Source organism: Lactobacillus kimbladii (assembly GCF_014323605.1).
Lineage (GTDB): Bacteria > Bacillota > Bacilli > Lactobacillales > Lactobacillaceae > Lactobacillus > Lactobacillus kimbladii_B.
Genome location: NZ_SCMB01000003.1, coordinates 103719 through 126492, shown reverse-complemented (window position 1 = coordinate 126492; position 22774 = coordinate 103719). Strand labels below are relative to the sequence as shown.

Below are 22774 nucleotides of genomic sequence, written 5' to 3'. Positions count from 1 at the left end.
TTTGTTAAATCCTTTTTAAAAAGTTCATAACTTCTTTATACATGCTTAAAGTCTGCTCAGCCTGAATTAAGTGTCCACAATTTTTAATAATTTTTGCGCTAATCATTTGATTCAACTTTTCCATGGCAAAGGCAAAATGATAATCAAAAAAAGGAGAATTCTGTCCTGCTAAAACCAGCATTGGAATTTTTAAATCAATTAAAACATCTCGCCAATCTTGCATTGCGTGTTCAATGCGACAAAGAAAATTTTCTTCAGCAAAATAGCGAAATTTGCCGGAATCTGCTTTTGCCTTTTTAAACATTTCATCATTAATATGAGTAAAGTTGCCATTGCCAAAATTTATTTTTAAATAATCCGGGTAATTCTGCCAAGTTAAATCTTTAAAACCATACTCCCAAGAGCTATCTCGAATCATCTTGGGAGGCTGATCCAAATCGATAATTGCCTGTAGTCTGTTATAGCCAAACAATGAAACATAAGCCCAAATATTTGCAGCACCCATTGAATTTCCAATAGCAATAATATTTTTCAAGTTTAACTTGGTAATCAGTTCCTCTAAATCAGCCGCATGACGACTGATACGCTGTCCTTTAAATGTTCTCTGTGAGCGACCCTGATTACGCGGATCTATTACAATAAAACGATAATCAGATGCAAAAAGTTTGGCAACTTCTTCCCATAATATTGCGGTGCTTCCTATACCGGGAACTGCCAATATAGGTTGTTTGCTTTCTTCAGTATCATAATATGCTATTCGTATCCCATCATTAGTGATTAAATTTTTCTCTTCAAGCATTTACCAGATTCCAATAATTTTCATCCAGAAAGTTCCAATTACACCAAAAATCAGTAAATAGATAATTCCTAAGATAAAGTTGTATTTCCACCATTCACCTTGTTTAATGTAACCTGTCGTAGCTAAAATTGAAGCTGGTCCATTGGCATAGTGAGTGGTTGAAGCATTGAAAGCTCCTGTAAATGCAAGCAGCATTGCTGAAAGTCCCAAAGGAGCACCGGTAGCTACTGCCACTGACAAGAATGGCAAATATAAGGCAGTCATGTGAGCGGTTCCACTAGCAAAGAAGTAGTGAGTATAAAACATTAATATTACCAAAACCACTAATACTATTTGCCAGCTGATACCGTGAAGACTTGTTTGAATGGTCTTTGAGAACCAGTCAATAAAGCCAAATGAAATAAGTTTACTTGCCATAAAAATTAAAATCGACAGCCAAATCAAAATATTCCAGGCACCAGTTTGGTTTAAGGCATCTTTCATAGTTAAAACACCTGTTAACAGCAACAAGCCAACTGCTAGAAAGGCAACAAAAGTTGAATCTAATTGAGGAATCTCAAAAACGCCAGATAAAACCCATAAAATTATCGCTAGCAAAAATACCATTGACATAATTTTTTCAGGTTTTGTAACTGGTCCCATCTCCTTTAAATGATCAGTGGCCCATTTTTCAGCATTAGGTGTTTCTTTTATCTCTGGTGGAAAAATTTTATAAATTACAAGAGGAATTACAATAGTTGCAACAAGAACAGGAACGACTGCGGCTGAAAACCAACTAATCCAGGTCATGTTATAATTCTTCTGTGCTGCCATTTGTGAAGCAACCATGTTAGGTGCTGCGCCAGTAATAAAGAGGGCAGTTGAAAGAATATTGGCATGAAAAGCCATAAAGCTGAGATAGGCACCAATTTTCTTGCGGGAAGGGTCATTAGGGTATGAATCATAATCTTTAGATATTGATTCGGTTACGGGCCAAACGACTCCTCCAGTTCTAGCACTGTTTGAAGGAATTAGAGATCCTAGAACTAATTCCAATCCAGTAATGGCATAACCAATACCAATGGATTTCTTGCCGAAACGTTTAATCATCCAATAAGCTATACGATTGCCCAGTCCCGTTTTACTAATACCATAGGCCATGATGAAAGCCATAGCAATCAGCCAAGAAGCTGAATTGCTAAAGGCACTAAGAATTCCAGTTGTTACTTTCCCTGTTTTAGGATCAACAATGTCCTTGATTGGGGCTAAGCCAACTAAAACCGTTACTATTAGTCCGATTAAAGTGGTGCCACCTATTAGCAAAGGTTTCGTGATACATCCAACAATAGTTGCTACAAAAATAGCAAACATTTCCCAAGCTGGAGCAGATAAGCCTGCAGGACGCAAAGGCGTGATGCACCAAAGTATAACACCAACAGCCAGAGGCAAAATAAATCCCTTGTAATTAACTTTCTCTAGTGTTTTCATTTTAATTACCTGTAATTTTCCGGGCGATAAATATCGTCGATAATTTCATAATTTTTATTCTTTAGTTCTTCATCAAGCCAATTTATATTTCCTGTGCCATCATGAAAACTGGCCGCTTTTGCATCATCTTTTTTATGAAAATCCTGAACAACTGGAAGCAATTCACTTGCTTCTTCTAAAGCAATCTTAATAACACCATCGGCATCACCTAAAATTACGTCACCAGGATTAACACTTACATTCCCACAAGAAATTGGGACATTTATTTCTCCCGGACCCTCTTTATATGGTCCATCAGGTGTTGTACTAACTGCGTATATGGGCAAGTCCCAATTACGCAAACTATCAATGTCACGTATTGGTCCGTCAACTACGACTCCAGCAACATGTCTTTGGTCGCGCAGCCAGGTCATCATCACTTCGCCAATAACAGCCCTGGTATTATCATTTTCATTATCAATGACAACGATATCGCCTTCATGACAATATTTTAACGCTGCATAAATAGTCAAATTATCACCTGGACGGTTATGAACTGTAAAAGCTGGTCCACACATTTCCTTCTGAGGCTTGGACATAAGCTTAATTCTTGGTGCCATTGCACCTGTTCTATTCATACAATCAGCCACGTTTGATGAGGGCAACTTTCTGTACGCAGCAATTACTTCTTTTTGCGGAAGGTTTCTTTTTAAAAAAATCCTTTTTCCAACCTGCATTCGTCATGCCTTCTTTTTGGTTAATCTAAAGCAATATTATCTAGTACTTCCTGCATTTTGGAAGCTGAGTTTAGCATCTTAGCTTTTTCAGTTTCAGAAAGCTCAGTTTCAAGCACCTGACTAATTCCTGCACCATTTACGACAGCTGGAGTTCCTAGATAAAGCTCATTTTTAATTCCATATTCACCCTTAATTGGTGCTGATAAAGGCAAGGCGATTGATCGATTAGTTAATATTGCAGTAACAATTTGAGTTAACATCATCGCAATGCCATAAAATGTAGCACCTTTATTTTCAATTATTTTTCCTCCTTTTTTACGAACACCTGATTCTAATTGATCCAGCACAGAGTTGTCAATACCAGCAAAATCTTTAAGCGGCTTGCCACTAACTGTTGACTCATCAAAGTTTTCGAAAGAAGTATCACCATGCTCTCCTAAAACCATGGAATTAACTTCAGCAACAGGAACATGTAATCTTCTTGCCAAATCAACTTTCAAGCGAGCTGAATCAAGAGAAGTTCCCGTTCCGATAACCTTATTTTTAGGGAAACCAGATAGTTTCTGGGTCAGCGTTGTTAAAATATCAACGGGATTAGCAGAAACGAGAAAAATACCGTTAAAGCCTGATTCAACTACAGGTTGAATTATGCTTTTTAAGATATTTACGTTTTTATTAACCAGATCCAAACGGCTTTCTCCCGGCTTACGCGGAACACCAGCGGTGATCACAACAACGTCAGCATCTTTTGCATCAGAGTATTCTCCAGAATGAATATTACATTCTCCTGTAAATGGCAGTATGTCTTCTAAATCCATTGAATCACCCAGTGGGCGCTTTTTTACCACATCGCAAATAACCAGTTCGTCAACTCTGGTATGTTGTAATAAATCATTGGCAAAAGTTGAACCTACTGCTCCATCACCAACTAGTAAAACCTTTTTATTCATAACGTCATTTCCTTTCAAATTTTTAAAAAATGTAATCCTTTACATAAATAATTATAAAATTTATCCTATCATTTTTCAATATTTAAAATAAATAATTTAAATTTTAATTTTTTAAAAATATAAAATGATTTTCATCTTTTAAATAATACAAAAAATGCTTAGAATTTCTAAGCATTTTAAATAATTATTTAAATTGTCTTGTGTATTCTGTCATCTGTATACCGGCCTGCCTGCCAAACACCACTGTTTCAGCAATCGAGTTTCCACCAATTCTATTATTACCATGTAATCCTCCTGAAACTTCGCCAGCAGCATAGAGACCTGGAATAACGTTTCCGTCTGAATCCAAAACTTCAGTTTTTGGAGTTATATGAATTCCACCCATAGTATAATGAATTGCCGGATTAATATGAATAGCAAAGAAAGGACCTTGCTTGATAGTGCGATCCATTCCAGTAGTCCGCTGAAATTCACTATCATTTTTGTTTTTTACAGCTTCATTCCATTTTGCAATTGTTTTCTTTAGATTATCACTGTTAACGCCAATATTTGCTGCTAATTCATCAATGGAAGAGCCTTGACTGACTAATCCTACATGATCATAAAATTCGACAGCAGTGAAATTATTACGGATCGTTTGATCAAACAGAAGGTAAGCACCATCCTCATTTAATTTAGTGATGGCATCGGAAACGATTTTTCGAGTATCAAGCTCGTTAACAAATCTTTGTCCAGATTTATTAACTAAAATTGCTCCTTCGCCACGTAAACCTTCACCTATTAAATAAACGTGATCAGTGTCTGTCTGTGCTGTGGGGTGAACCTGAATAAATTCCATTTGCTCTAATTGAGCATCTATTTCAGCAGCTAACATTAAACCATCACCTGTAGCTCCGGGTTGATTAGTTGTTTTGTAATTCGCCAGATCTGGACGGTATTTTTGTATTAAATCTTTTGAAGAACCAAAGCCACCTGAGGCTAGTAAAGTAGCCGTCGCTTGAACCTTTTTAGTTCCTGAATCAGTTTCAACTTCAATTCCTACAACCCTTTTATCGTTATCTTGTAATAATTTAATTACACGAGAATTATTAAAAACAGGAATATTTTTTTCCTGAATTTGCTTTAAAGCTCCTGTTACTAAATAACTGCCAACCGGTGCCATTGAGGCGGGACGGTGAGCCCTTTTCTTACTCATACCACCAGTTATTGTCAAATTTGTTAACTCGATGCCATGATTCATTAACCAGTCAATCGCCACTGCTGAGTGGTCAACAAAATATCTCAAAAGGTCGCGGTCATTTAGTCTGCCTCCACCCTTTAAAGTTTCCTGGTAAAAATCTTCCTTGTTATCTATAATCCCTTCATTAAGCTGTACCAAGCTTTCAGAAGCATTCATCCCAGATGAGGCTCTGTTAGTATTTCCACCAAGATCAGCATTTTTTTCAAAAACGGCAACATTCAAGCCTAGTTCTTTTGCTTGAATTGCGGCCGTTAAACCGGCTCCACCGGCTCCAACGATTACTGCATCATAATGGTCTTTAATTTCTGCACTGCCGTTAGGACTAAAAACAAATTTACCCATTTTTTTCTCCTCTAAATTTTAAAAAATTATTTTTCAGGATTAGTTTGAGATACATTGGTCATCGCCATATAATCCATCCACTTATCATATTCCTCTTTTGTTAATTTACCACTTTTAAGCGCTGCTTCCTTAAGAGTGGTTCCTTCGTTATCTGCAGTTTGGGCAATTTTCGCAGCTGCATGATAACCAATATGAGGCGATAATGCCGTAACTGTCATTAATGAGCTCTCAAGCAGATCATCCATCTTTTCTGCATTAACAGTTAAACCAGCAATCATTTTATCAGCAAACCCTGTAATAGTACCAGTTAAAATATCACAAGAATCTAGAAAAGCTGTAATCATGACAGTTTTATAGACATTCATTTCAAAATTTCCTTGTGAACACGCAAAAGTAATAGTTGTGTCATTGCCAAAAACTTTTGCGGCTGCCATGGTTACTGCTTCAGCTTGCGTGGGGTTAACTTTACCAGGCATAATTGACGACCCGGGTTCATTAGCTGGTATATTAAGCTCGTGATAGCCCGCTCTCGGTCCAGAAGCCAAAAACCTGATGTCTTGAGCAATTTTAAACATATCAGCAGCTAAGGTTTTTAAAGCACCATGAACAACATCTAAACCGGAATGATGAGCCAGACCCCAGAACTTATTGGTATTAACTTTAAATTCGTGTCCATATACTTGAGACAATTTACCGGCAATTTTCGCAGTCATTCCAGGTGCGGCGTTAAGTCCGGTGCCAACAGCTGTCCCACCTATTGCTAATTCATACAATGTTGGTTTAAGTTCTTGAATATAATTCAAGTCATGTTTTAGTGCAGAAATATAACCTGAAACTTCTTGGCCAAAAGTAATTGGTGTAGCATCTTGCAAATGAGTACGACCTACCTTAACGGTTTTCCAATATTTATTTTGCTTTAGTATAAGCTCATCAATTAGGTGTTGCACAGCTGGTTCAAGTTTATCCAGTGCCTCAACAGCCACAATATTCATTGCTGTAGGATAAGTATCATTTGAAGACTGTCCCCGATTAACATCATCATTTGGTAAAACGTTTAAACCTGGATGAAGTTTATTAGCTAAATTAGCAACGACTTCATTGACGTTCATATTACTTTGGGTTCCTGATCCTGTTTGCAAGACATGAAGCGGAAAATCTTTACGAAGCTCGCTATCATTTAATTTCAACAACTGGTCAATAGCTTCTTCAATTGCTGCACCTTTATCAGCTGTTTCATCCCCCACTTCGACATTTGACTCAGCAGCAGCTTTCTTCAAATGCAAAAATGCCCGGATAATTGCAAGAGGCATTAATTCACCGCTGGGGAAGTTATTGCGACTGCGTTCAGTTTGCGGTCCCCATAAAGCTTCTTTTGGTATTTTGACAGGACCAATAGTATCGCTCTCAACACGATATTCTTTTTCGCTCATGTTCAGTCTCCTTATTTAATGCTGACATTTTACTAATAATAAATTTTATATTACTCTTTCACTCATAATACAGGTTTTTTATGCTTTTTTCAATATTTTTAAATAAAAGGGCTATCAATTTAAAAATTTAAAATTTGTTTAAAAATACAAAAAGCACTCCTAATGAGTGCTTAGTCCAGACTGTTATATTTTTAAGGTTTCTGCATTAATTGCCACTATTACTGTTGATAAGGACATCAAAATTGCTCCAACGGCTGGGGATAACAAAATTCCCCAAGGAGCTAATACTCCAGCTGCTAACGGCAATGCAACTATATTGTATCCGGCTCCCCACCATAAATTTTGAACGATTTTTCTTTGAGTATGCTGGGCCAATTTTAAAAAACTAATGATATCTAAAGGTTCACTATTTACCAAAATAACATCAGCAGAATCTACGGCAACATCTGTTCCGGCTCCAATAGCAACTCCAATGTCGGCCTTGGCTAAACTAGGTGCATCGTTAATGCCATCGCCGACCATCATCACCTTATTACCTTGATTTTGCAAAGTAGCTACGATTTTTTGCTTATCGGCCGGCATTAGACCAGAATGCACTTCTGTAATACCTAACTTCTGCGCAATGTTTTGCGCTACCTTTTCATTATCACCAGTCAACATTACCGGAGTAATGTTGAGAGCCTTAATCTGCTTAATTAACGATGCCGCATTCTTTTTGATTTCATCACCAACGGCAACATAGCCCAAAAGTTCATGACCTTTAATCAAGTAACTCGAAGTATAATTCAGGGATTCTACCTGAGGAAAGTTTTTAACTATTTCTCTTGCAGTTTTTTCGTTTACTAATTGATATTCTTCTCCGTTTATTATTCCTGAAACGCCCTTTCCGGCCAAAGTATTACTGTCAGATAAAGCATATAAATCAATCTTCTTTTCCTTAGTAAATTGTAAAATGCTTTGTGCAATCGGATGATTGGAATCCTGTTCTAAAGAAGCAATTAGTTTAATAACTTCATCTGCATTGTAGGATTTACTTAAAGTATTATACTTGCGCACCTGAAACTTCCCTTGCGTCAAAGTTCCAGTCTTATCTAAAAGCAAATAATTGATTTTGGAACTAATGCTAATAACATTACGATTTCTAATTAGTAAGCCATTTTTGGCACCGATTGATGTGCTCTTAGCGTTCACTAAAGGAATAGCTAAACCCAGAGCATGAGGGCAAGCTATTACTAACACAGTTACCATTCGTTCGAGACCACCTGCTATACCACGTAAACTTGTCCAAACCAGAAAAGCAATAATACCAAAAATTAGCGCGGCATAAAACAACCAACTGGAAACCCGATCTGCCAAATTTTTTAGTTTGGACTTATTCATCTGAGATGACTGAACTAGTTTATTGACACTGGCTAAAAAGCCTGAATTAGCTGAATTAGTAACCTTAACTGTTAGTGTTCCAGAGCCGTTAATTGAACCCCCTATAACCTTATCGTTTTTTTGCCGCGTTACTTCGCGCGATTCACCAGTAACCAAAGATTCATTCACCTGACTGGAACCATTTATAATGACCCCATCAAGAGGAATACTTTCTCCTGCTTTGACTAAAATTACTGCATCTTTTTGGACATCGTTTATTGCCATGTCCATAGTTTGACCATTATGTTGTACGTGGACCTTATCGGGTAAAAGTTTAGCCAAGTCATGCACTGAACTATTGGCATTCATTACTGAGTTCATCTCAATCAGATGACCTAATAACATAATTAAAATTAAAGTAGCTAATTCCCAAAAGAAATCCATGACATGAACTTTGCTGTTTAATAAATCATTTTTAATAAAAGCATATAAACTATAAATATATGCTGTAGTAATGCCTAAAGAAATTAGTGTCATCATTTCAGGTTTTTTAGCCTTAATTTCATAATAAGCACCAGACAAAAATGGTTGGCCACCGTAAAAATAGAGAATTGTAGCAAAAAGTGCAACTACCCATTCTGAACCGGAAAAAGAAAATTGAAATGGTAAATGTACACCCATTGCTGGTGATAAAAATATGATTGGCAAGGATAAGACAACTGATACCCAAAACTTTTTCTTCAGGTTGCCCATATGCATCATGTGACCGCCATGCATCATCATATCCTGACCACCCATATTCATTGAGTGATTCATATTTCCACTATGATTCATGTTCATATTATCCAAATTACTCAGTCCCATCTATTTATAATACTCACGATTAATCTTTTCTTTAATCTACTTTTATAAATAGAGGTTGTCAAAAAATTTAACTGAAACAGCTAGAATATAGTGATATTAGTTTCTGATCTTTTCTTTTTTCATAAAATGAAGGATTAAACCGATAAGTAAGCCGATAATCGCGGGAATGACCCAATCCATGCCGATATCTGCAAACGGCAAAAATTTTAGTTGGAATGCTTTCAACTGTATAGCCCAAGATTGCTGACTAACTATTGGTGGAAAAGAAGCGATCATATCAAGGATTGCCGGTATAATGGTAAAAAGTATGCCACAAAAGTAAATGATTGAGTCCCGGTCGAATAAAGAACCAGAAATTGACAAAATAATCAAAACCATGGCAATAGGATATAAAAACATGAGCATTGGAGTTGACCAGGAAATAATTGTATCCAAGCCAAAATTAGCGGTGATAAAGGAAACAATTGTCATGATAGTCAACCAGCCATGATAACTTATTTTGTTAAAACTACGGTGAAAGTCTTGAGCAAAAGCCGCTATTAAACCAACTGCAGTTGTTAAACAAGTAAGAGTAACTAGTGTGGCAAGTAAGGCATGACCAAAATCACCTAAATAATAAGTAACTATTTGGTTGAAAACTGTGCCTCCCTCTTGCGAAATTTTAAAATGATTTAAAGTTGTTGCTCCTAACCATATTAAACCAATGTAAATAATTCCAATTGCACCTGTTGCCAAAACCCCAGCTCTTGCAGTAACCTTTGCATTACTTTTTGCTGAAGTTTTTCCCAATTGCCTGACAGCTGAAACAATAGTATATCCAAACGCCAATCCAGCCAGAGCATCCATTGTGTTATAGCCCTCTAAAAAACCATTAAAAAAGGAAGCACTTTGGTAAGCTGTAGTGACACTTTGATCTTTAGCAGCACCCATCGGTGAGATAGCAGCTAATAAAAACACAGAAAACAATAATAATAAAAATAAAGGATTCAAAATCCGTCCAATACTATCCAAAATTGTCGACTGTTCGTAAGAAATAATAAAAGCTAAAATGAAAAATATTGCTGAAAAAATCAGTAATGCAGGCTTAGCGGCAGCTTTAGGCAGCACTGGCTGCAAACCAACTGAAAAGGAAATGCTTGCTGTTCTTGGTGTCGCAAACAAAGGCCCTAAGGTTAAGTGAATTAGCACCATAAAGACAAGCGCAAATTTATTTCCTAGTGGAGTGCCGATATCATAAACGCCTTTGGCATGGCTGGCACTTATTGCTAAAACAGCAAGCAAGGGTAAGAGAACAGCAGTTACTAAAAAGCCGAATGTAGCCATTCCCCAGTTTGCCCCAGATAATTGGCCCAAATGAATTGGAAAAATTAAGTTACCAGCACCAAAAAACAATCCAAATAACAGTGATGCAACTATCAAATACTGTTTCCATGATAATGGTTTAGTATTAAGATCTTGTTCAATTTCTTTCATTCTAGTTCCTCCTAAATGAAATAAAGCATAAATTAAATTGATAAAAAACTCTGGTCATTATTAAGGGAATAAAAAAGCACCCTTGAAATAAATCAAGGGTGCTTTGGCACGGTACCACCTAAATTACTGCTTTGGTTACTTAAAATCACTGCAGTCGCTTCACGTACGGCAAATGTGCGATACGCTAACACGATAATGGGTGTCACCAATTATAGCTACTTCATTCACTACATAGCTCAAAGTTACTTTCAACTTGCCATCACGGTCCATTCGCAGCTACAGGACTCTCTTTGACGCTACCTGCAAGTTTACTTATCTTTTCATCGCTTTATCAATATTAATAACATTTTAATCAATGTCTTATTTCATGTCAACAAAAATTTGAAAAGTTTTGTGTAAGCCAATTGGCAAAACGTTTAGCACTTATTGGTTCACCATAATTTAGCATGGCAATACCATAATTTGGCTTAATAGCATATTTTAAAGGAACACTAACAATTGTTTCATCATGATCATCATTGACAAAATCAGCCCATATACCGGTTCCTAGCCCTGCTTTAACCATCAAATAAGCACTTAGAACATTATTGGCATATGCAATATTAACGTTCTCATTCATAGCGATAATATATTTCTGTAAAGCATTTTGTGACGGGGGACACCACTTGCTATCGGAAAAAATTAACCTGAAATTGCTTAATCCTGAAATTTTAAAGCAGTTCTGTTTATCAAAAACAGGTTTATAAAAGTTGATGCAATAATGCCCCGTAGCTAAATTTATATACTTAACGTTTTCCATTTTGGCTATAATATCTGGCATCGTAAAGATAACGTCACAATCACCGTTAATGAGTCTGTCTTTTAATTCATTATGTGCGTAATTTTCTAAAAAAATGGATAAAGCATTTTCTTTATGAGTTTTTTCATATAATTCAATTATCTTTGGTAATATTGAAATTTCATATGGTGTGCCGCTATAACCGATAGTTAAATTATTTCTTTTTTTATTTGCAGCTGATTTCGCCTTTTGTACCGACTTATCATAAACGCTTAATAGCGGTTTTATAGAATAGTAAAACTCTTTACCACTCTCTGTTAAACGCACCTGCTTTCTGCTTCTTTTAAATAATAAAAAGCCTAGTTCATTTTCCATTGATGAAATTATTTGTGAGACAGCTGATTGTGAAAGGTTCATTTCAATGGCCGTTCGAGAAAAATTTAAAGTTTCTGCTAAATTTACGAATACTTTTAAGTGTTCAAGATTCATTTTTATTCTCTTTCTTTAATAAGTAAAACTGATAATCAATCATATTTTAGATTATTTGTAAACAAATGAACAATGTTATATTTAATTTTGTAGATATTAGCTTAAAGACATTATTGAAAGGGGTTATTTAAAGTGAAAAATCTTACATCAGGTACTTATCAAGTTGTTGCTCACGAATATGAAAATGAGCAAATGCCAATAAAGGTAGAAATAAGTGATAATAAAATTAGTAAAATTAAGACGCAAAAAGAAATGATTCCAGGAAGTTTGGAAGAAACAGTATTTACAAAAATTCCTAAGGAAATTATAAATGATCAGACTTTAACAGTTGATGCTATCTAAGGAGCGACACATTCAGTTAACGGTTTACTAAATGCAGTCGAAAAAGTAATTGAGCAAGCTGGAGGAAATCCCCAAGATTTTAAAACTGAAACTGATAAAAAAGTTGCACCGCTAAAGGCAAATACGAAAAAGCGTTTAGATGATAGCTATTCATTTTGGCGAAAAAAGCCAAACCATGTTATTAAAGAATATAGCACAGACTTTTTAATTGTAGGTGCCGGAATATCTGGACTAGCTGCAGCGGTTCAAGCTCGTCAACTTGATCTAAATACAATCGTAATTGATAAGAATGGTTTCGTGGCCGGAAATGGTGGCGGTGTTGAGGGTATTTTTGGAATTAACACCAAAATGCAAAAAGCTGCAGGTATACATGCAGAAAAGGAAGATATAATTTCAAAAGAAGCTGAGTTAGGACAGTATAGAGCTGACGGGTCTTTTTGGGTTGATTTAATTAATAATTCTGCAGATAACATTGACTGGTTGGTAAACCTTGGTGTTCAGCTGTCTAAAGTCGATGACTATCATGGTACTTGTATGTTCCCAACTTTTCATTGGTTTAAAGGAGGTTTTGCCTCTGTCGGATATGTACCTTATATGAAAAAGAAGGCTGACGAGCTTAATGTAAAATTTCTGCTCGAAACTTCAGCTACGAGTATTATTGAAGAAAACGGAACTGTTAAGGGAGTTTATGCCAAAACACCAGATGGATATATAAAAATTAATGCAAAGGCAACACTTTTAGCAACTGGAGGCGTTGGTCATAACCCTGAATTGATAGAGAAGCAGGGATGGTCGACAAAGAATATTCACTATTGCTCAATGCCAAGTAATACTGGTGATGGCTATCAAATGGCTATGTCAGTTGGTGCTATGGATATGTTAAAAGAATCTCCGGAATGTATGATGAATTATATTCAGGCTTTCCCTCATGAAGGTATACATTTATATCTTGACCCTATTAATGGATTCATGTCATTACCTTCAGGAGGTCCAGTAGTATTTGTCAATCAAGATGGCCGACGTTTTGTGAATGAAAATGTCAAAAAGTTTAATTTGATATATCAAAGAATGGCAATTAAAGCTACAAAGGTTACGTATGAAATCTTCACACAAAGAATTTTTGATGAACTAACCAAAAACGTTGAAAATGCTGATAAAATACTTGCCAAAGCTGTTAAAGAAAACGAAGGAAATTCCTTATTCAAAGCAAATTCAATTTATGAATTAGCTGAAAAAGTAAATCTTCCTTCAGAAACTTTAGTAAATACAGTAAATGATTACAATTCATTTTGTGACAATGGTAAAGACTTAGAGTTTAATAAAGATCAAGATATGCTTATTTCGATGAAAGAAGGACCGTATTATATTGCTCGATTAGATCCTTCCAACTTGATTGGTCTAGGAGGCATTGGTTCTAACAGAAAATTCGAAGTCATAAACAATGATTTTGAAAAAATTCCTGGTTTGTATGCTTCTGGTATGGATTCAACCATGCAATATAGAGATGTTTACACCATAACTTTGGGTGGCTCAGCCTGTGCGCACAACGTCAATTCAGGACGCCAAGCAGCTAAAAACGCAGAAAAATATATCCAAAATCTTTAAAAATACAAACAGGATAATAAAAGAGCTTCAATAGTGAAGCTCTTTTATTCTAGACAATTTTTGACCCGTGAAGTTGATTAACATGTAATTCTTCAGCTATTTCATCCCTATTTTTAGTCGTAATACCACCACCTGGCAAAATTTCTATCTTTCCGTTTGACCAGTTAAGAATTTCCTTAAGGTGAGTAATTGTGTCTTCAATGGGAAATTGCAAATCTCCCCCATGTGTCAAAATTCTTTCTACTTTTTGCCCAATTAGCCAGTTTAGTTCATCTCTTTGTATTGGTTCAGATATTTGGTCAAAAGCCATATGCATGACCACAGTAAGATTTAGGGAATGAGCTAAGTCAATTAACCGTTCCATTTGAGCTCGGTTTAACTGCTTCTGATTAGTTAAACAGCCAAAAGCGACACCTCGAGCGCCTAATTTAGCAGCAACTGCCATATCATCAGCCATAATAGCAATTTCATCTTCATTATAAATAAAATTGCCTCCTCTAGGTCTAATCATAACAATTACTGGTATTTTTACTCTGTCAGCATAAATTATTGACCTTTTTATGACACCAAATGTCGGCGTAGTTCCACCCAATGAAAGCTCGTTGTTCAATTCTATCCTGTCAGCACCATTTTCAATAACATGCGGAATATTAGTAAAATTCTCTACACATACTTCTTTAAGCATCTAAAATACCATCTCTTAAAAATTCTAACCGATTGGAGCATTGATTTCTTTTTGATAATTATCCAGCCATGCTTGCGATATAGGCTCAATTTTAGTTTTATTGTTTTTACCAGGATTAGCCATTAGAATCTTTGCACCTTGATCATTGTTGGCAACGCAAAATGGAAATTCAACGTTAGTTGCTACTCCCCACTCACCTTTGTTATTTAAAGCAATTAAAGAAATTTCTCCAACCTGACCATAGCGTTGTTTTAAATCATGGCAAAAAGGATAAAGCGCGGCATCGCAAGCTTGCTGTGGAGACATGCCTCCTGCCATTTTTCGCACAATTTCATATGAAAGACAACCTTTCATTATATCTTCACCCAAACCAGTGGCTGCAGCTGCACCAATATTGCTATCTGCATAAAAACCAGACCCTGATAAAGGCGAGTCACCAATACGACCCTCTTTTTTCATAAATAAACCTGAAGTAGATGTAGCTGCAGCCATCGATTCAGCTTGATCAAGTGTTAATGCCCCAACAGTATCGTGTCCATCATAAGGATGCAGTCCAGACTGAGCCTGCTCTTTGACTTTTTCTTGCCATATTTTTTTTGCTCTTTCTGTCAGCATGTTAGTCATTTCAAAGCAATTTTGCATAGCAAATTTAGTGGCGCCTTCTCCGACTAAAAAGCTGTTAGTTTTATTTAAACTCAATTTTCTGGCTACAGAAACAGCATGCTTCACATTTTCAATAGCGGCTACTGAACCTTGTGCTAAAGTATCACCATTCATAAAGGCGGCATCCATCTGAACAACTCCATCTTCATTAGGAAGTCCGCCATAACCAACTGATTTATAAAGAGGATAAGATTCAACTTTCTTTATTAAGTTTTCAACTGCATCCCCTGCACTCTCACCGTTTTGCAACATACTGCTTGCTTTTAACAACCCATCGTATGACATACTCCAAGTTGATATTACAGCCCAATTTTTCATTATGATCTTCCTTTTTATTCAGTATAGTAATAATAGTAAACTAGACTCCTTAAACTAACAAGCTACAAATCTAAAAGCTCAATTTGTGACAAAAATAAAAAGGCTTTTTATTACCACATGCCGATAACTTTAGTCCAAACCAGACCGCCGCCTAACCAGATAATGTTAAGTACAACACCAATTATGGCGCTTAGTTTCCACCAATCTTTGTTAGAAACGTAGCCTGTTGAAGAAAGCAAAGCGGCAGGACCTGCCGAATAGCTTGAAGTTGACAAGTATAAAGAACCGTCTAAAGCTAGCATTAACGCTGCCATCATAGGTGGCACTCCGGCACCGATCGCAATTGAGAGAAATCCTGCATATAGAGCAGAAATTTGTGTAGAAACACTTGGAAATAAATAGTGGAGGTAGAAGTAAACCAAGAACAAGATTACCAGTACCAAAACCCAATTCATACCATTAAGTGCACTACCTAAAGTCTTTGAGAACCATGGGAAAAAGCCCAAAGTCATTAATTTTTGAGACATCAACATGATAATTGAAAGCCAAGTTAAGATGTTCCAAGCAAAACTCTGACCTAAAATATCCTTAACATTGATGACGCCAAATACCAATAGTAATGCAACTGCAATAAAGCTGACTAAAGTAGCGTCAATGCCAAACTTAGAACCTACTAACCATAATGCAACTGACAAGACAAAAACCACACCCATAATTTTTTCTGCAGCTGTCATTTTTCCTAATTCTTGTAATTTTTTGTCTGCCCAAGCATGAGCATTAGGTGTTTCTTTGATCTTAGGCGGGTAAATTTTATATAGAATAAAAGGTACTAATATTAAGGAAATTATGCCTGGTACGATTGCAGCTACAAACCATTGCATCCAGGAAATAGTAACGTTTTGGGTCTTTGCTATTCCTAATGCCACCATGTTACCGGCTAAACCAGTTAGAAACATGGTGGATGTAACGATGTTAACTTCGTATTCTGTAAAGACAAGGAATGAACCCATGTCACGCTCAGTTCCCTTTTTAGGATCTGAACCCATTTCTCTTGATAAGTTATCAATAATTGGGTACATAATCCCGTTAACACGAGCATTGTTACTTGGGATACCAACTGCCAGAACAGTCTCCACTAGGGATAAGGCATAAGCCAAACCTAAAGTTCTCTTGCCAAAAGTTTTGACAAAGAAGTAGGCAATTCTTTTACCAAGTCCTGATTTAATAAAGCCGGCCGCCATAAACATACACATAGCGACCATCCATGCGGTGGAATTACCAAAACCAGCAGTAACTTCTTCCATCTTGAAAATACCGGTTAATGTGGCAATCACCACCGCTATTATTGTAGTTGCCATCATTGGTAATGGTTTAGTCACACAAGCAATTATAGTTGCAATAAATATGGCGAAAAGGTGCCAGGCTTGAACGTTAATTGCCGCTGGTTTTAATGGAGTTAACAGCCATAAGCCAATGCCGATAGCTAGTGGCAAAACCCACTTTTTCCATTGAATTTTATCTAACATTTCTTTATTCTCCTTTAGAACTATTTTGTGCTTTCTTAATCGCCGCATTCACGGCTTCCTTTAAAGCATTAGTTGTGGTAGAAGCTCCTGAAACTGCATCAACATTCGTAGAATTATTGCTTACCATTTCTTGGGGTATACGGTCAATGGCTACAGCTCCAATTCCTTCCGTTTCATGATTTTCTAGTACTTCAATTTTTTTGATTTCATTATCAAAATAGGTCACGCGAACCAAAATCCTACCGCCAATACCTGCTTCAGAAGATCCTAGAAACTGATTTTGTCCCAGCTCAATTTGATCGTCCTTTTCACCATCCAAAAGATCATTAATTCGCGGCAATTTTCCCGTTAAATTAATCGAATCTTCAATTGGCTCTAACTTGGCAGCATTTTCTCCAGCAATTTTGCCAAAAATCAAGCATTCAGCTAAGTTGCCACCGCCCTGATAACGATTGACGCACATTCCGCCAAGCTCACCAGCTGTGTAGAGACGTTTGATTGGTTGATTGTTGACATCAAGTACACGGGCTAACTCATCATGTTCTGGTCCACCTTGGGTATTAAGGACTGCGGGAGCCAATTTAACTGCATGGACGTCATCTTTTAAATCGAAACTAGTCATTGACTCAGGTGCACGACCAAATTCCAAATCCTTGCCGTTAGTGGCAAACTCGTTAAATTGCAAAACAGTATTTTCTAGATTTGCGGCTGGTACATTCATCTTTTGGGCTAATTCAGCCAGTGAACCGGCACTAACAACCTTGTCAAAGAATTTACCGTACTTGAGCTTTCCTTGTTTCTGTTCTAAAACGAACTTTTGATATTGCTGATTATCAAAGACCAACCAAGCATTGTCGTAAGCGTGAGGCAATAGATAGTCTCCATGTTCAGCGATATGACCATGTCTGAATTTGGCATCTTCACGCATAAAGCGAGTGCCGTCGTCTGCCACCGCAAAAATCGCACCTGATTTGACATTTTGCCAGCCGCTAACCTGCCGACCACGCTCATTTTCACCTTCAGCAATTACGTAGCTGGGGAGGATGCCTAATGACTCATAATTGCTCATGTGCCACATTTTTGCTCCAACTTCAGCAGTCATTTTAATCCCGTCACCCTTATTATAGAGAGTGCCCAGCGGGGTTAATTTTGTGACGTGCAGGTAATCCTGCTGCATCTGCTTATTATTTTCAAAGCCACCTGTAGCAACAATTACTCCTTTGCGAGCATGAATATAATATTGTTTCTTGTTACGATTAATAATTACTCCAGCTATTTCACCAGTTGCTTCGTCCTGCAATAAATGCTCTGCTCTGGAATTAAGCCAGACATCAATGTTGGCAGCATTTTTGACGACTTGAGCACGAATTACTTTCCATAATTCAGCATCAAAGTCTTGATTATGAATCAGGGCAAAATCAAAGGTTTCAGAGCCACGATATTCAGGATACTCACATAAATTCTTTTTCTTTGCTAAATGGTCACCCGGTTGATTATCACGTGACCAGATAAAAGGATCAATACCAAAATACTTTTTAAAATATTGCGGCATATTAACAAAGCCATCAAGATAAGCAGCCATTGTTTTCTGATCAAAATTATATGGCGCTGCCAGCTGCTCATAATATTCAACAATCTTCTTTCTATCATGTGCCATAGCAACATGCTGTGCTGAATAACGGGTGTTACCACCCTCATGACCATAAGGAGCAGCGTCAACTAATAAGACTTGAGCACCATTTTCTGCCGCAAAACGAGCTGCCGTGCCTCCGGCTCCACCAAAACCTAAAACGACTACATCATACACACCATTCCACTTAGTTTTTTCGTTGATTTTCATTTTTGCACTTCTTTACTGCTTTTCAGCGTTCTCAATTGCTTGGTTGACCGCTTCTTTAAAAGCAGCACTAGTTGTACTTGCGCCACTGACCGCATCAACCTCTATAGTTTGTTTTTCAATCATTTCATTAGTTAGAACGGGAATTGCTTTGCCTCCCAAATAAGGCGTTTCTTTTTCTTGCAGTGTTTCAATTTGAGAAATCTTATCACCTGACATCGTGACGCGTACCACAATTGGGACATCATTAATGCCATTTTCACTAATTCCGATTCCCTGATTAGGTCCAGCTTCGAAATCAGTTGAAGAAGCATGGGCGTCAGATTTTAGATCAGGGTTTTTTGAAGCACCTGTAACTACATCAACTTCAGCCATTTTTCTTTTTGGCCACGCAGCATTTTCTCCGGCAATTTTGCCAGAAATTAACAAATCAGCAATACTGTTTGCACCAACATATTTGGTAGCAAAAATATCTCCTAATTCACCGGCTTCATATAAATGAGGAATAACATTATTCTCCATGTCCAAAACTTCGCAATTTTCATTACGACGAGCGCCACCATGCGTGTGCAGAATGTTGTGGCGAATTGGGATAGCATAATATGGGCCTGCCCCAAAAGCACGCATTGTTTCAATTTTACGATTTAAAAACATATCGCGCTTTTTTTCATTGACTAAAAAGTTAAAATCACTGACAGCTTCGGCCAATTTTGGTGCGGCAATCTTGTCAGCTAATTCGGCAATAGTTTCAGCTTTTATGGCATAGGTGATCAGGCTCTTAATTTGTTCAGCCTTATCTGAATCGTCATTGGCTAGTTGCTCAAATTGCTTTTGATCCATAATGATATGTGGATGATTTTGGTTAGGCTGCATTATCCAGTTGCCGTGGTTATATTTGTAACCATGACGGTCTTCTTCGTCTTCACGGTAATACCGGGTGCCATCATCGCCAGCAACGAAAATACTGCCATTAAACAAGCTCTTCCAGTTGATCATGTAAGCAAATTTTTCTCTTGGCGCGCCTTCTCTTAAAGAAAAACCATGTGAATCATAGTTGGACATATGCCACAGTCTAGCGCCAGCTTCAATTGCTAAATCAATCCCTTTACCTTGATTATATAAAGTACCAATTGGAGCTAAAGAACCTTGACCTAAGAATGTTTGAACCATGTCTTCGTTATTTTCAAAGCCACCACATGATAGAACTACACCATTTCTGGCAGCCACATTTCTATTTATACCTTGATGTTTAATTTGCACACCTAAAATGGTTTTAGTGTTGGGGTCCTGAATTAAATGTTGTGCAGGACTTTCAAACCAAACATCAATTTTGTCTAAACGCTCGTAAACTTTTTTACGTAATAATTTCCAGAATCCGCCATTATACATACCAGCAGTCATGCTTTGTGAGCGCATTGTTTCTGCATGCTTGTATTCCGGATATTCTCCTTGAGGTCTTCTCCCGGTGTATTGTGCTTTAATGCCAAAATATTTTTGAGAGTACTCCTTCATCTTCAAAACATTATTGACAAAAGCGTCTAAATCTTTGGGATCATACTTAAAGGGATAATAAGTTTGCTTATAATATTCACGGAGATCATCAAAATTATCGCTCCAAGCAAAAGCACCACCAGCATACCTGGTATTGCCACCTTCATGACCTTCGGGAGCTGAGTCAATGAGCAGAACGTGCGCATTGTTATCTGCCGCAAATCTTGCCGCTCCGGCACCAGCTCCGCCGAATCCGACTACAATTACGTCGTAAACAGCGTCCCATTTGAGAGTTGAATCGTAGATCAAATTTTTCACCATCACTTTCTTATAAACTATTCTTAACGTAAATATATCTTGACCAACTTTTTAAGTCTAATTAAATTTTTTGAAAAAATATTTTGGTTTCATAATACAAAAAGCTATTACAGCAACTTGTTATTGTACATTAAAGTTAAATTTAATATAATTTAATCAGATATATTTATAAATTTTATTTATTTAGGAAGTACTCATGAATGAAAAAGACTTATTATATTTTTGTAAATTAGTCGAAACTGGTAACTATACCACTACAGCCGCATTCTTTGACGTTACCCAGCCCACAATTTCCATGGCAGTGAAGCGGTTGGCAGATAAGTTCGATGATCCACTTATATTGCAAAAAAATCGCAAAAGTAAAATAACTTTGACCGATGCCGGCGACTTACTTTATAAAAGAGCAAAAATTCTATTGCAAGATATCGCCAGTATCAATTATGATGTGATGCATGCCAGTGACAAAAAAATTCGGCTTGCCTTTTCTGGAGAAGCTGGTAGCCTTTACATCGCCGATATTATTCAAAAATTTTATCAAGCAAATATTGCCAATCTAATTGAATCTAGAATTGAAAGATCGGCTAACGCGTTTTCTGATTTAACCGACGGCACCGTTGATGTAGCAATATATTCGTGGATGGTTCCTATTAACGATCCCGAATATTTTATCCATAACTTGCAAAGAACCGAACTGGTCATTATTACCAGTACAAGCGATAAGTGGCGGGATGTCCACCAAATTAGTGCAGCAGACCTGCGCAACCGCAAATTTGTCGCCCGCAAAAGAGGCTATTTAACTAGAGAATGCCTTGAGCAGGAAGCAAAATTGGGCGATTTTACGCCACAAATTTCATATACTGCTACTACAATGAGAATGATGATTGAATTAGTTAAACGCAATGTAGGAATTGCTCTTGCTATGGAAAGCAGCTTAAAAGAGGTTTCTGATATTCACGTCATTCGGTTAAAACCGGGACAAAAATTGTGGGCGTACATGCAGATAGCAATGAGAAAAAGCTTTATACCTAACAAGTATCAGCGCAAAGGGATTGAAATACTGCGACATTTTAAACCAGATGACTATCAATAAATTTGGGCAAACAAAAAGACTTACGTCCTTTTAACGTAAGCCTTTTTAACTAAGCAATCACATTGAATAACAATGCTGCAATTACACCACCTAAAAGTGGTCCAAAGACTGGCACCCAACTATAAGCCCAATCTGAACCGCCTTTATTGGCAATTGGCATAAATTGGTGAGCAAGTCTTGGTCCTAAATCACGAGCTGGATTAATAGCGATGCCAGTTGGTCCTCCCAAGGACAAACAAATCGCCGTGATCAAAAATCCTGCTAGTAACGGATTGAGACCCGCTGCCAATTTAGTATTAGTTAATCCGAGCAAACCGAAAACCAAAACAAATGTAGCAATCATTTCTGTAAAGAAATTCCACGCATAGTTTCTAATGGCTGGTGTAGTTGCAAAAGAACCTAGAATGCCCTCTTTATCAGTAGTTTCTTCCCAATGAGGAAAATAGGTTAGCCAAACTAAGATACCACCGATAAAGCCTCCGGCTGTCTGTGCCAGCATATATGGCAAAACTGAAGACCAGGGCAATTTATTTGCAAGAGCCATTCCTAATGATACGGCTGGATTAAAGTGTCCCGGGCAAAGCCAACTAACACAAAATACACCGAAAGTGACAGCGAAACCCCAACCAAAAGAAATAACGATCCAGCCGCTGCCTTTTGCTTTTGACTTGTTCAAATTGACACCAGCACAAACGCCATCTCCAAGCAATACTAAGATGATAGTTCCGATGAACTCTCCCACTACTTGCATTGTTAAGCTATTATTCATTTTTTAAATCTCCTACTTCGATTATTAGGTTAATAAACCTAAAATAATGTCTAGTAGCAAATTACTCCCAAACAAAATATATTATAAAATCTAGCGTGTGTAAACCCTTTCTTTAAATAAAATGTTGAGTGCAATCTTTTTTTAAATAATTGTTATTTAATATTCTTGCTTTTATGAAGTTTGTATTCTATTTCTTAATAAGTTTTGTTATATTTTTACATTT

General features: G+C 37.0%; 18 protein-coding genes. 3 read left to right on the top strand and 15 right to left on the bottom strand.

From position 1 onward, the window contains the following. Window positions 1-4: 4 nt before the first annotated feature. From ERK18_RS05755 to ERK18_RS05715, 9 genes are all read right to left on the bottom strand, one after another. Window positions 5-799, bottom strand: coding sequence for an alpha/beta fold hydrolase (locus ERK18_RS05755; RefSeq protein ID WP_187154659.1), 795 nt, complete (start codon window positions 797-799; stop codon window positions 5-7). Further along, entirely contained in the window at window positions 800-2266 is a 1467-nt protein-coding gene (locus ERK18_RS05750) for a DASS family sodium-coupled anion symporter (RefSeq protein ID WP_187154658.1), read from the bottom strand. 5 nt (window positions 2267-2271) lie between these two features. Further along, window positions 2272-2982, bottom strand: a complete 711-nt coding sequence (locus tag ERK18_RS05745) for an RraA family protein (RefSeq protein ID WP_187154657.1) — start codon at window positions 2980-2982, stop codon at window positions 2272-2274. A gap of 20 nt (window positions 2983-3002) precedes the next feature. Next, on the bottom strand, window positions 3003-3932 hold the full coding sequence (locus tag ERK18_RS05740; RefSeq protein ID WP_187154656.1) for an L-lactate dehydrogenase: 930 nt from the start codon (window positions 3930-3932) through the stop codon (window positions 3003-3005). Between the two features lie 184 nt (window positions 3933-4116). Further along, window positions 4117-5514, bottom strand: coding sequence for a flavocytochrome c (locus ERK18_RS05735; protein WP_187154655.1), 1398 nt, complete (start codon window positions 5512-5514; stop codon window positions 4117-4119). A gap of 26 nt (window positions 5515-5540) precedes the next feature. Beyond that, window positions 5541-6944, bottom strand: coding sequence for a class II fumarate hydratase (locus tag ERK18_RS05730; RefSeq protein ID WP_187154654.1), 1404 nt, complete (start codon window positions 6942-6944; stop codon window positions 5541-5543). 183 nt (window positions 6945-7127) lie between these two features. Continuing rightward, entirely contained in the window at window positions 7128-9137 is a 2010-nt protein-coding gene (locus ERK18_RS05725) for a copper-translocating P-type ATPase (protein WP_187154766.1), read from the bottom strand. 126 nt (window positions 9138-9263) lie between these two features. Then, on the bottom strand, window positions 9264-10640 hold the full coding sequence (brnQ, locus tag ERK18_RS05720; RefSeq protein WP_187154653.1) for a branched-chain amino acid transport system II carrier protein: 1377 nt from the start codon (window positions 10638-10640) through the stop codon (window positions 9264-9266). 370 nt (window positions 10641-11010) lie between these two features. Further along, window positions 11011-11907: a LysR family transcriptional regulator gene (locus tag ERK18_RS05715; RefSeq protein ID WP_187154652.1), complete on the bottom strand. Its 897-nt coding sequence runs from the start codon at window positions 11905-11907 to the stop codon at window positions 11011-11013. A 132-nt stretch (window positions 11908-12039) separates the two neighbouring features. Here ERK18_RS05715 and ERK18_RS09515 point away from each other — a divergent pair, with 132 nt between their 5' ends. Then, window positions 12040-12249 (top strand): hypothetical protein, encoded by a 210-nt coding sequence (locus tag ERK18_RS09515; protein WP_261982441.1) that lies wholly within the window; start codon window positions 12040-12042, stop codon window positions 12247-12249. A gap of 48 nt (window positions 12250-12297) precedes the next feature. Then, a complete protein-coding gene (locus tag ERK18_RS05710) occupies window positions 12298-13854 on the top strand; it encodes an FAD-dependent oxidoreductase (RefSeq protein WP_315984351.1) in 1557 nt (518 codons plus the stop codon). 49 nt (window positions 13855-13903) lie between these two features. On the opposite strand, the gene ERK18_RS05705 is transcribed toward ERK18_RS05710, so the two are convergent. From ERK18_RS05705 to ERK18_RS05685, 5 genes are all read right to left on the bottom strand, one after another. Then, window positions 13904-14539: a copper homeostasis protein CutC gene (locus ERK18_RS05705; protein WP_187154651.1), complete on the bottom strand. Its 636-nt coding sequence runs from the start codon at window positions 14537-14539 to the stop codon at window positions 13904-13906. 24 nt (window positions 14540-14563) lie between these two features. Then, the gene (locus ERK18_RS05700; RefSeq protein ID WP_187154650.1) at window positions 14564-15520 is read right to left on the bottom strand and encodes a N(4)-(beta-N-acetylglucosaminyl)-L-asparaginase; all 957 of its coding nucleotides are present in this window, start codon (window positions 15518-15520) and stop codon (window positions 14564-14566) included. A 110-nt stretch (window positions 15521-15630) separates the two neighbouring features. Continuing rightward, on the bottom strand, window positions 15631-17046 hold the full coding sequence (locus ERK18_RS05695; protein ID WP_187154649.1) for a DASS family sodium-coupled anion symporter: 1416 nt from the start codon (window positions 17044-17046) through the stop codon (window positions 15631-15633). Between the two features lie 4 nt (window positions 17047-17050). Continuing rightward, window positions 17051-18886, bottom strand: coding sequence for an FAD-binding protein (locus tag ERK18_RS05690; protein WP_187154648.1), 1836 nt, complete (start codon window positions 18884-18886; stop codon window positions 17051-17053). Window positions 18887-18898: 12 nt separating this feature from the next. Next, a complete protein-coding gene (locus tag ERK18_RS05685) occupies window positions 18899-20695 on the bottom strand; it encodes an FAD-binding protein (protein WP_390885859.1) in 1797 nt (598 codons plus the stop codon). A gap of 193 nt (window positions 20696-20888) precedes the next feature. On the opposite strand from ERK18_RS05685, the gene ERK18_RS05680 reads away from it, so the two are divergent. Continuing rightward, window positions 20889-21782, top strand: coding sequence for a LysR family transcriptional regulator (locus ERK18_RS05680; RefSeq protein WP_187154647.1), 894 nt, complete (start codon window positions 20889-20891; stop codon window positions 21780-21782). A gap of 49 nt (window positions 21783-21831) precedes the next feature. On the opposite strand, the gene ERK18_RS05675 is transcribed toward ERK18_RS05680, so the two are convergent. Further along, window positions 21832-22551, bottom strand: coding sequence for an MIP/aquaporin family protein (locus ERK18_RS05675; RefSeq protein WP_187154646.1), 720 nt, complete (start codon window positions 22549-22551; stop codon window positions 21832-21834). Window positions 22552-22774: the final 223 nt, after the last annotated feature.

Bases quoted from the DNA above. Each gene is read 5' to 3' on its own strand.
- ERK18_RS05685 (WP_390885859.1), bottom strand. From the start codon at position 20,695: ATGGTGAAAAATTTGATCTACGATTCAACTCTCAAATGGGACGCTGTT.
- ERK18_RS05735 (WP_187154655.1), bottom strand. From the start codon at position 5,514: ATGGGTAAATTTGTTTTTAGTCCTAACGGCAGTGCAGAAATTAAAGAC.
- ERK18_RS05715 (WP_187154652.1), bottom strand. From the start codon at position 11,907: ATGAATCTTGAACACTTAAAAGTATTCGTAAATTTAGCAGAAACTTTA.
- ERK18_RS05695 (WP_187154649.1), bottom strand. From the start codon at position 17,046: ATGTTAGATAAAATTCAATGGAAAAAGTGGGTTTTGCCACTAGCTATC.
- brnQ (WP_187154653.1), bottom strand. From the start codon at position 10,640: ATGAAAGAAATTGAACAAGATCTTAATACTAAACCATTATCATGGAAA.
- ERK18_RS05705 (WP_187154651.1), bottom strand. From the start codon at position 14,539: ATGCTTAAAGAAGTATGTGTAGAGAATTTTACTAATATTCCGCATGTT.
- ERK18_RS05730 (WP_187154654.1), bottom strand. From the start codon at position 6,944: ATGAGCGAAAAAGAATATCGTGTTGAGAGCGATACTATTGGTCCTGTC.
- ERK18_RS05690 (WP_187154648.1), bottom strand. From the start codon at position 18,886: ATGAAAATCAACGAAAAAACTAAGTGGAATGGTGTGTATGATGTAGTC.
- ERK18_RS05755 (WP_187154659.1), bottom strand. From the start codon at position 799: ATGCTTGAAGAGAAAAATTTAATCACTAATGATGGGATACGAATAGCA.
- ERK18_RS05750 (WP_187154658.1), bottom strand. From the start codon at position 2,266: ATGAAAACACTAGAGAAAGTTAATTACAAGGGATTTATTTTGCCTCTG.
- ERK18_RS05745 (WP_187154657.1), bottom strand. From the start codon at position 2,982: ATGCAGGTTGGAAAAAGGATTTTTTTAAAAAGAAACCTTCCGCAAAAA.
- ERK18_RS05725 (WP_187154766.1), bottom strand. From the start codon at position 9,137: ATGAATCATAGTGGAAATATGAATCACTCAATGAATATGGGTGGTCAG.
- ERK18_RS05680 (WP_187154647.1), top strand. From the start codon at position 20,889: ATGAATGAAAAAGACTTATTATATTTTTGTAAATTAGTCGAAACTGGT.
- ERK18_RS05700 (WP_187154650.1), bottom strand. From the start codon at position 15,520: ATGAAAAATTGGGCTGTAATATCAACTTGGAGTATGTCATACGATGGG.
- ERK18_RS05740 (WP_187154656.1), bottom strand. From the start codon at position 3,932: ATGAATAAAAAGGTTTTACTAGTTGGTGATGGAGCAGTAGGTTCAACT.
- ERK18_RS05675 (WP_187154646.1), bottom strand. From the start codon at position 22,551: ATGAATAATAGCTTAACAATGCAAGTAGTGGGAGAGTTCATCGGAACT.